The sequence below is a fragment of the Ruegeria sp. HKCCD7181 genome, assembly GCF_057221055.1.
In genome coordinates this window covers 17,023-26,344 of record NZ_JBWVBC010000014.1, presented here as the reverse complement: position 1 = coordinate 26,344, position 9,322 = coordinate 17,023, and the positions used below count along the sequence as shown (strand labels likewise).

Genomic DNA, 9,322 nt, shown 5'->3' with positions numbered 1-9,322 from the left:
GCGTAGTGATTAATCGAGAGGTGCGTGCAGCCGAGTGCCTTTGGTTATGATTCCCCCCCGGTTGCCCACATCAATTGTGCCGTAGCGTTGTTTAAACACTTCGGGCAACTTTCGGTCTCCCTCGGGCGATAACCACAAACGCAGCAGATGGCGTCTCTCTGCCGGGTCGGGCCAGTCAGTAAACGCGGTTCTGTCGTGCAATTGAGAATGGTTGTAGACAAACTGCATGTCACCCGGTTGCAATCGCATCGAAAGGTAGAGGTCGGGGTCATTGGCCAGTGCGTCGAAACGGTCCAATGCCGCGACGTGGTCCGGCGTCAGCCGCATGGCCTCGGGAAACCTTTGCGCGCTGTCGATATATTGCCGCTGGTAGAACACTGTCAGCTTGCCATCATACCAGCAGAAAGGCGGGATGGTCATGAAAGGTTGCATCCCTTCCGGCACCTCGCCACGGCGGTCGGTCGCGATTGGGTCGAACAAACGCTCCAGCAAGTCCGGACATTCTACTCGCATCCTGTTGTAGATGGTTTCAGCGCTGACAAGCAGGGAGTCGCCGCCTTGCTTCGCCTCTCGCAAGCACAGCAAACTTACGATATCCGCGCTGTCGGTATGAAAGGTCTGCCGCTCATGGGTTTGATAGATCCGGGTATTGGGATCACTCGCATCTGCGCCGGTATCGCGAACATGCCCCAGTATGTGCCCCTGAGCATTCTGCGAGCGCGCCGACCCAAGATGGGTGCCCACTCCGCAAAAGATCGCCGCCGCCATTTCCTGAGTGTATGTCTGCACCGGCAGGCCCCTGATCACCTCGAAACCGACCCCGTTGATCAATGTTTCGCGCAACCGCGCCAGGTGGCTATCCAGCCGTTGCAGCGGGAAATCGGCCTTTGTAATTTCACCGATATCCCGATCCAGGCTAAGGTAGTGGCGGGCAGCCTGCTCAAGGTCGGCTACACAGTCCGGCGTCAGATCGAAAATCCAATCGTCTTGCCGCATAACCATCTCGCTTCCAGACCAAACTGATGGTCCCGTGAGTTCATTAGGTATCTCAGATAGTATCGCCATCTTCTCCTCCATGCTTATCTTACAGCGTGGCACGGGACAGTGGGGGTTTCATTTCCTTGGATCAGCGCGAATGATCCAAATATGACGCCTTTCAGAGTCAAAAAAGCCCCCGCGTCTGAAACGCGGGGGCCAAATTCAGAAAGCCGGGCTTTCTTATTCTTCGTCTGCGGCCTCTTCGGCGGCAACGCGGGCTTTGTCCGCCGCGCCTTTGGCGTCCAGATCACGGTCAACGAATTCGATGATCGCCATCGGAGCCATGTCACCGTAACGGAAACCAGCTTTCAGGATACGGACATAACCGCCCTGACGCTCAGCGTAGCGGGGGCCCAGAATTTCGAACAGCTTGGCGACGTCTTTGTCTTCTTTCAGCTGCGATGCGGCCTGACGGCGGGCGTGCAGGTCGCCGCGTTTGCCCAGGGTGATCAGTTTTTCAACGATCGGGCGCAGTTCTTTTGCCTTGGGCAGAGTCGTTTTGATCTGCTCATGTTCGATGAGCGAGCCAGCCATGTTCGCAAACAGAGCCTTACGGTGCTCATGAGTACGGTTCAGGCGGCGGTAACCACGTGCGTGACGCATTTTCTCATTCCTTCTTTCGCGTTTTGCTTTGTCTGGCCGGCGATGCGTGTCACCGGCTCTCCTTGGGGCGGAAGTGCCCATATGGTCCCCGGCAGCCCGGGCATTGGGGAAGACGCGCTTAAAACGCGTCTTCGAATTTCTTGGCCAGATCTTCGATGTTGTCGGGCGGCCAGTCCTCGACATCCATGCCGAGGTGCAGACCCATGCCGGACAGCACTTCCTTGATCTCGTTCAGCGACTTGCGGCCGAAGTTCGGGGTGCGCAGCATCTCGGCTTCGGTTTTTTGGATCAGGTCGCCGATGTAAACGATGTTGTCGTTCTTCAGGCAGTTTGCCGAACGGACCGACAGTTCCAGCTCGTCTACTTTCTTCAGCAGCAGCGGGTTGAACTCCAGACCATCGTCTTCGTCCTGGCGGCCAGCCGATTCCGGCTCGTCGAAGTTGACGAAGATCGAAAGCTGATCCTGCAGGATACGTGCGGCGAAGGCCAACGCGTCTTCCGGCGTGATCGAACCGTCGGTGTCGATCTTCAGGGTCAGCTTGTCATAGTCCAGAACCTGACCTTCACGGGTCGGCTGAACGTCATAGGCAACCTTCTTGACCGGCGAATAGATCGCGTCGATCGGGATCAGCCCGATGGGTGCGTCTTCCGGCTTGTTCTTTTCAGCCGAGACATAGCCCTTGCCGGTGTTGACAGTCAGTTCCATGAACAGGTCGGCGCCATCGTCCAGGTGGCAGATGACGTGATCGCGGTTCAGAACCTCGATGCCGGCGCTTTCGCTGATGTCACCGGCGGTGACAACTGCGGGACCTTTGGCATTGATCGACAGGCGCTTGGGGCCTTCGACTTCCATGCGCAGGGCAACCTGCTTGAGGTTCAGGATGATGTCGGTGACGTCTTCACGCACGCCCGCGACCGAGCTGAACTCGTGCAGGACGTTGTCGATCTGAACGCTGGTGATGGCTGCGCCTTGCAGCGAGCTCATCAGAACGCGGCGTAGCGCGTTGCCCAGAGTCAAACCAAAACCACGCTCCAGCGGTTCGGCAACCAGGGTTGCCTGACGTGCGGGATCGTTGCCCGGCTTACCATCCAGCTGGGTCGGCTTGATCAATTCAGCCCAATTCTTATGGATCATGTAATCCCTCCATTCCTGTCCGCACCCCATGACCAACAAGGTGCAGACGCCCGAGGTTTAAAATGACGTGCTGGGGCCGTGCAGAAACACTGGCCCCAGCTCAATTCAAAATCGCTTAGACGCGGCGACGCTTCGGCGGACGGCAGCCGTTGTGAGCAATCGGTGTCACATCACGGATCGACGTGATGTTGAAGCCCACTGCGGCCAGCGCACGCAGCGCCGATTCACGACCTGAACCGGGGCCCTGAACTTCGACTTCCAGCGTCTTGACGCCGTGATCCTGAGCCTTCTTGCCTGCGTCTTCTGCAGCCATCTGAGCGGCGTAGGGAGTCGATTTCCGCGAACCCTTGAAGCCCATGGTACCGGCGGACGACCATGCGATGGCGTTGCCCTGCACGTCCGAGATCAGGATCTTGGTGTTGTTGAAGGTCGAGTTCACATGGGCAACGCCCGATGCGATGTTCTTGCGCTCTTTGCGCTTAACGCGAGTCTTGTCACGTGCCATCAGTCAGACCCTCCCTTATTTCTTCTTACCGGCAATGGCCTTTGCGGGGCCTTTGCGGGTACGAGCATTGGTGTGGGTACGCTGACCGCGAACCGGCAGGTTGCGGCGGTGACGCAGACCGCGGTAGCAGCCCAGGTCCATCAGGCGCTTAACGTTCATCTGAACTTCACGACGCAGGTCACCTTCGACGGTGAAGTTTGCGTCGATGTGCTCGCGGATGGCCAGAACTTCGGCATCCGACAGTTCATTGACGCGACGGTGCGCTTCAATGCCCACGGCTTCGCAGATCGCTTTAGCCGAGGTGTTGCCGATACCGGTGATATATGTGAGGGCGATAGGTACCCGCTTTGCAGTCGGGATGTTTACGCCGGCAATACGTGCCACGTGTCACTTTCCTTTTTGTTGCGGTTCCGTAGCTCCGGAACCTTTTTTCACAACACTTGACCTTGGCAGTGACGCCAGAGGGTCCAGTATTATTCGAGGTGGTCGGGGCGTTTGGGACGAATCCCGCACGCGATCTTGATTCCCTTTAGGGATGGGGGTCGATATGGGCTTTTGGCGCTGGCGTCAAGCCCATACTCAATCTGGCCAGCAAACCTTCTCTCTGACGTATTGATCGAAGATGAAGTGCTTGCTGGTTTGGTCGTTGCAAAAGTCCATGTGAGTGTTCAACCCACCTAATCCAACCGTGCTGATCGCCCCCAGCAATACGCCTAAAATAAGGCCCACTGCCAACCCAATTATGAACCACAGTGAGTTCTTATTGTACTTATTCCAGAACACGAAAAAGCCAGACGGTCAGCCCAACACAGCCTCAATCGACGCCGTGACCTCTTTGATATCCGCCAGCCCGTTCACAGGGCGCAGATCGCCTTTGGCATAGTAATAGCCAATCAGCGGAGAGGTCTTTTTATAGTATTCCATCAACCGCGTGCGCAGGCTGTCTTCGTTGTCGTCGGCGCGACGGACAAAGTCGTTTTCCTTGCCGCAATTGGTGCATTTACCGTCTGCCGGGATCGGCTTGGTGTTGTCGTTATAGACCTCACCACATCCGCCGCAAGTTGACCGCGCCGTGATCCGGTCCACCAGTGCGTCGTCATCCACGCGCATCTCGATCACCGTATGCAGCGACTGGCCCAGCTTGGTCAGCAGAGCCGATAAGGCATCGGCCTGTGCCAGCGTGCGGGGGAAGCCGTCAAAGATGAAACCGGCACCTTTTTCGGTGGTCAGTTTCTCTTCGATCAGGCCGATCACAATCTCATCGGTGACCAGCTTACCCGCATCCATGATCGCGGCAACCTTCTGGCCCATTTCCGTGCCCGAGGTTTTGGCTTCACGCAGCATGTCACCGGTGCTCAGTTGCACCATTCCGCGGGTTTCAACCAGGTGCCGCGCCTGCGTTCCTTTGCCGGCTCCCGGGGGGCCCAGAAGAATGATATTCATCGACGAGCAGCTCCCTTTCTGCCACGTTTCTTGCCTTTGCCGCGCAGCTGGGACTTTTCGATCAGCCCTTCGTATTGATGCGCCAGCAGGTGGCTCTGGACTTGTTGGATCGTGTCCATGGTCACAGAGACGATAATCAGAACCGAGGTGCCGCCGAAATAGAACGGGATGGCGAACTGGCCCCGCAGGATCTCAGGCAGCAGACAGACCGCCGCCAGATAAGCCGAACCCAGAACCAGAACGCGGTTGACCACATACTCCAGATACTCGGCGGTCTTCTTGCCGGGACGGATCCCGGGCACAAAACCATTCTGCTTCTTCAGGTTGTCCGCGACATCGTCCGGCTTGAACGAAACGTTGAAGGTGTAGAAATAGGCGAAGAAAACGATCATCGAGGCGAAGAACAGCAGATACAGCGGCTGTCCCGGGCCGAAATTGGCCAGCAGCCAGGACATGATCGGCCCGTTGGTCGCACCTGACGAGAAGGTCGAAATCGTCACAGGCAACAGTAGCAGCGAGCTTGCAAAGATCGCCGGGATAACGCCCGCGGGGTTAACTTTAACCGGCAGATGGCTGGAACCACCTTCATAAATCTTCATACCGGCCTGACGACGAGGGTATTGGATATGGATCTTGCGCAGCGCGCGTTCCATGAAGACCACGAAAGTGATCACTGCGATCACCATAAGGATCACGCCAACGATCACAGCCGGGCTGATTGCCCCGGAACGACCAGAAGCAAAGAACTGCGCCAGTGCAGCGGGAACCTCGGCGATGATACCAACAAAAATGATCAGCGAGATACCATTGCCGATGCCGCGCGCGGTGATCTGTTCACCCAGCCACATCAGGAACATAGTACCACCGACCAGAGTGATCATGGTCGACATACGGAAATAGAGGCCAGGATCGGTCGCCAGATCGCCCGATTCCAAGGACACCGCCAGACCATAGGCCTGAACAGTGGCCAGAGCCACAGTCCCGAAGCGGGTGTATTGGTTGATTTTCTTGCGCCCCTGCTCGCCCTCTTTCTTGAGTTGTTCGAGCGCGGGAACCATCGACGTCAGCAGCTGTACGATGATCGAGGCCGAAATATAGGGCATGATGCCAAGGGCAAAGATACCCATTCTTCCCAGCGCTCCGCCGGTGAACATCGAAACCATGCCGCCGATGCCCTGCCCCGCCTGCTCCATGAATTCGCGCAAGGCCGCACCGTCGATCCCCGGCACCGGAATAAATGTGCCCAGACGGTAGACGATCAACAAACCCAGCGTGAACAGGATGCGGTTGCGCAGATCGGTGGCTTTGCCCAAAGCAGCCCAGCTAGTGTTGGCTGCCATTTGTTCTGCTGCTGATACCATAAATCGGTCTCTCTTATGCAAACGCCGCCCGGAACCGTTTTCCGGCTCGGACGGCGTCTTGGAAAACTCTGAAGTCTATGTAAGCGGGTCTTTGCCCGCTCACAAGCGCTTACTCTGCCGCAGCAGCTTTTGTGACTTTCAGTGAACCGCCCGCTTTTTCAACTGCCTCAACGGCAGCTTTCGAAGCACCGGTGACCTCCAGGTTCACCTTGGCGCTGATTTCACCCTTTGCCAGGATGCGGACACCATCCAGCTTGCGACGGACCAGACCGGATGCAACCAGTGCGTCCTCAGTGATCGCAGCCTTGGCGTCCAGCTTGCCGGCATCGACGAACTTCTGGATCAGGCCCAGGTTAATGACGGCGAATTCCTTGCGGTTCGGCTTGTTGAAGCCACGCTTGGGCAGACGTTGGTACAGCGGCATCTGGCCGCCTTCGTAACCGTTGATGGCCACACCCGAACGGGATTTCTGACCCTTGATACCACGGCCACCCATTTTACCTTTGCCGGAACCGGGACCACGGCCAACGCGGGTGCGTTTCGGTGTGGCGCCAGGATTGTCGCGCAATTCGTGCAGTTTCATATCGCTTCTCCTTCGCCGGAAATGACCCCGAAGCGTGATGGGTCAGACACGGCATTTCTTGGTTTTGATTCTCGTGGACACAATGCCACCGGAGCCCGATACAGCTTTGCGACATCGGTTGCAAGGTTTGTTGTGACTTCCGACCTAGCGACAGTCATCTCATGATCAGAATGCAGGATAAAAAAAGAGGCGCCAAACGGCGCCTCACTGTTCGGATATCAGCTGCGCTGGTTTACGAGCAATATGCGTGCTGACGCGCAATGTCCGCGATGTCGCAGCGGCGAAGCCCGATATCGTCCAGCTCGCGTTTGGACAGACGCTGAAGCTCGGCGTAAGTGCGGTTGTATTCGCTCGCCCGGGCGCGGTTTTCTTTCACGCGCTCGATCAGGTTTGCAATACGGGCGGTCAGGTTGAAGCCGCCATGTGTCAGTGTTGCTGTGTGTGCCATATCTCTATTCCTTTCGAATGTCGGGGCGTATTCCCCGATGTCACTTGTTTGTTCCTTGTTTGGACAAGGCTGAGATAGGCGTAGGCGGTATCGCTAACAACGCAAGTTTTAGTCTAGCCGGTATGCGTTTGGCGAATGGCAGAGCGAACACAGTGCAAGATGCGACATTTAACTAACGGACGCGATGCGGGGTTGCCCGGACCTTTGCCTCACGGGCGCAATATCGACATCAGCAAGGTGTCCGATTCCCAAAGTCTGCTTTTACTCGGATGGCCTTTATTGCTGATGCATCGCGTCAATTACATCGCGCGGAAAGCCTCCGGCCCTTTCTACGGCGCGGCGGAGCTTCATCATCTTGCCGGCGATCGCATATTCAATGATTGGGCTGAGCATTTTTTGACGGTGTAACTGCGAAGCAAGCCGGTGCCCTATCTCGGGAAAGACGAAATGCGCCGCTTTTTGATCGCGTGGGAATTGGTCGAGATGCACTCGTTCGTCAGGCGTTCCGCCGTGCAGAATGACGGTTTGCGTGGTAGTGGTGGGAAGTTTTTCGACAGCTTCGAAGGGCCAGTGGGTGATCTTTTTCCGAAAGAACATCCAGCGGGTTTCCTCGGGCACACGTTGCGGATGAGCGGAAAACTGCGGCACAATGGCAACCACAATGTCGATCCGTGTAATCTGGGCCAAAAGCAGTGCCATCGTGCCGCCCATGGAATTTCCCAGAGCTACTATTTGCCTTGCATTTATCCTATGGGCAGTCTCTTCGATCACTCTTACTATTCTTTCGGCCAAGCCGGGGCCGTTCAGCCAACTGCGTGAGGCGTCGGATACAAAAAGGACGTGGTGCGTCCTGTTTTGGGACGCCATTTCGAAGAACTCTAACGGCGGCTGCTCGCCGCGCTTGCTGCCCACGCCTGCAAGACTTATCACCAGAGTGTCACCCTGGCCCGGAAGGTAGGACACAGAGAGCGGCGGCTCGGTGGTAAGCTGAATTAGCCCCGAGTCTGTAGAGACTGAACGATCGATAGTCATAGTCGTCCTCTGACATCCGAGATGCCGCGACGCGACATCTCGCTTGCAACGCCAGTCGTCGCAGACATGACAAGAATCTTTATGCGGCAGAGGAAAGGGTATGGCATATATGGCATACGGAAAAGCGTACTCCAATTACTCGTATACAACGAATAGGAACGGGCTGTTCAGGACAATGGGTGGACGGCACGTGGGCCTCAAAAGAAGAAGCTAATAAGGCGCAAAGAAGTTCATCGAATAGCATTCCGTTGTTTCTGAGCTGACAAAGCGCAAAACTGCGGTCGCAACAAAAAACGCCCCCGACTGGATCGGAGGCGCTTCTTTTCTTTCAAAGAATTCGCGCTTAGCCGCGTTCTTCGATGATCTCAACCAGATGCGGGATCTTGTTGACCATGCCGCGGACCGAGGGAGTATCCTCCAGCTCACGGGTTTTGTGCATCTTGTTCAGGCCCAGACCGATCAGGGTTGCGCGCTGTTCGGCGGGGCGGCGGATCGGGGAGCCGATCTGCTTGACGACGATGGTTTTTGCCATGGGTCGCTCTCCTTATGCTTCTGCTTCAGCAGCAGCTGGGGCTTCGTCCCGCTTGGGCAGGATGTCAGCAACCTTTTTGCCACGACGCTGTGCAACCGAACGCGGGCTCTGCTCTTTGGTCAGGCCGTTGATGGTTGCGCGGATCATGTTGTACGGGTTCTGCGAGCCCAGCGACTTGGACACTACGTCCTTGACGCCCAGCATTTCGAACACGGCACGCATCGGACCACCGGCGATGATACCGGTACCTTCAGGTGCTGTGCGCATAACCACTTTACCGGCGCCGTGACGGCCTTCGATATCGTGGTGCAGGGTCCGACCTTCGCGCAGTTGCACGCGGATCATCTGACGCTTGGCTTGTTCGGTCGCCTTACGGATGGCTTCAGGTACTTCTTTCGCTTTACCCTTGCCAAAGCCGACGCGGCCTTTCTGATCGCCGACGACCACCAGAGCGGCGAAGCCAAAGCGCTTACCACCTTTTACGGTTTTCGACACACGGTTGATCGCAACCAGACGATCTGCGAATTCCGGAGTTTCGTCGCGGTCACGACCACGGCCCCGGCGGTTATCACGTTCTGCCATTTTGGCATCCCTTTCTTAAGTGGCGCTATCGACGCCGTTTGTTCAATCCAAGTGAGCCCC

Annotated in this window: 12 protein-coding genes; all 12 read right to left on the bottom strand. The window is 56.7% G+C overall.

Features of this window, described 5'->3' with window-relative positions; all coding sequences use genetic code 11:
- Positions 1–9: 9 nt before the first annotated feature.
- Positions 10–1,065 carry a TauD/TfdA family dioxygenase gene (locus tag AC2TCY_RS20790; protein WP_480850392.1) on the bottom strand — a complete coding sequence of 352 codons (1,056 nt, stop codon included), beginning with the start codon at positions 1,063–1,065 and terminating at the stop codon, positions 10–12.
- A 153-nt stretch (positions 1,066–1,218) separates the two neighbouring features.
- A complete protein-coding gene (gene rplQ, locus AC2TCY_RS20785) occupies positions 1,219–1,641 on the bottom strand; it encodes a 50S ribosomal protein L17 (RefSeq protein WP_480850390.1) in 423 nt (140 codons plus the stop codon).
- A gap of 118 nt (positions 1,642–1,759) precedes the next feature.
- Positions 1,760–2,776, bottom strand: a complete 1,017-nt coding sequence (locus AC2TCY_RS20780; RefSeq protein ID WP_120633992.1) for a DNA-directed RNA polymerase subunit alpha — start codon at positions 2,774–2,776, stop codon at positions 1,760–1,762.
- A 115-nt stretch (positions 2,777–2,891) separates the two neighbouring features.
- The gene (rpsK, locus tag AC2TCY_RS20775) at positions 2,892–3,281 is read right to left on the bottom strand and encodes a 30S ribosomal protein S11 (protein ID WP_058283499.1); all 390 of its coding nucleotides are present in this window, start codon (positions 3,279–3,281) and stop codon (positions 2,892–2,894) included.
- 15 nt (positions 3,282–3,296) lie between these two features.
- The gene (rpsM, locus tag AC2TCY_RS20770; protein ID WP_008757392.1) at positions 3,297–3,665 is read right to left on the bottom strand and encodes a 30S ribosomal protein S13; all 369 of its coding nucleotides are present in this window, start codon (positions 3,663–3,665) and stop codon (positions 3,297–3,299) included.
- Positions 3,666–4,079: 414 nt separating this feature from the next.
- A complete protein-coding gene (locus AC2TCY_RS20765; protein WP_170424551.1) occupies positions 4,080–4,724 on the bottom strand; it encodes an adenylate kinase in 645 nt (214 codons plus the stop codon).
- Positions 4,721–6,085: a preprotein translocase subunit SecY gene (gene secY / locus AC2TCY_RS20760; protein WP_480850389.1), complete on the bottom strand. Its 1,365-nt coding sequence runs from the start codon at positions 6,083–6,085 to the stop codon at positions 4,721–4,723. The genes AC2TCY_RS20765 and secY overlap by 4 nt, the downstream gene beginning before the upstream one ends.
- A 109-nt stretch (positions 6,086–6,194) precedes the next feature.
- Complete coding sequence (gene rplO / locus AC2TCY_RS20755; RefSeq protein WP_480850388.1) at positions 6,195–6,668, bottom strand: 50S ribosomal protein L15; 474 nt, start codon at positions 6,666–6,668, stop codon at positions 6,195–6,197.
- A 232-nt stretch (positions 6,669–6,900) separates the two neighbouring features.
- Complete coding sequence (locus AC2TCY_RS20750; RefSeq protein WP_480850387.1) at positions 6,901–7,116, bottom strand: DUF1127 domain-containing protein; 216 nt, start codon at positions 7,114–7,116, stop codon at positions 6,901–6,903.
- 276 nt (positions 7,117–7,392) lie between these two features.
- Positions 7,393–8,148, bottom strand: a complete 756-nt coding sequence (locus AC2TCY_RS20745; protein ID WP_480850385.1) for an alpha/beta hydrolase — start codon at positions 8,146–8,148, stop codon at positions 7,393–7,395.
- Positions 8,149–8,491: 343 nt separating this feature from the next.
- Positions 8,492–8,680, bottom strand: a complete 189-nt coding sequence (gene rpmD, locus AC2TCY_RS20740; protein ID WP_008757946.1) for a 50S ribosomal protein L30 — start codon at positions 8,678–8,680, stop codon at positions 8,492–8,494.
- A 12-nt stretch (positions 8,681–8,692) separates the two neighbouring features.
- Positions 8,693–9,262: a 30S ribosomal protein S5 gene (gene rpsE, locus AC2TCY_RS20735; RefSeq protein ID WP_037311720.1), complete on the bottom strand. Its 570-nt coding sequence runs from the start codon at positions 9,260–9,262 to the stop codon at positions 8,693–8,695.
- Positions 9,263–9,322: the final 60 nt, after the last annotated feature.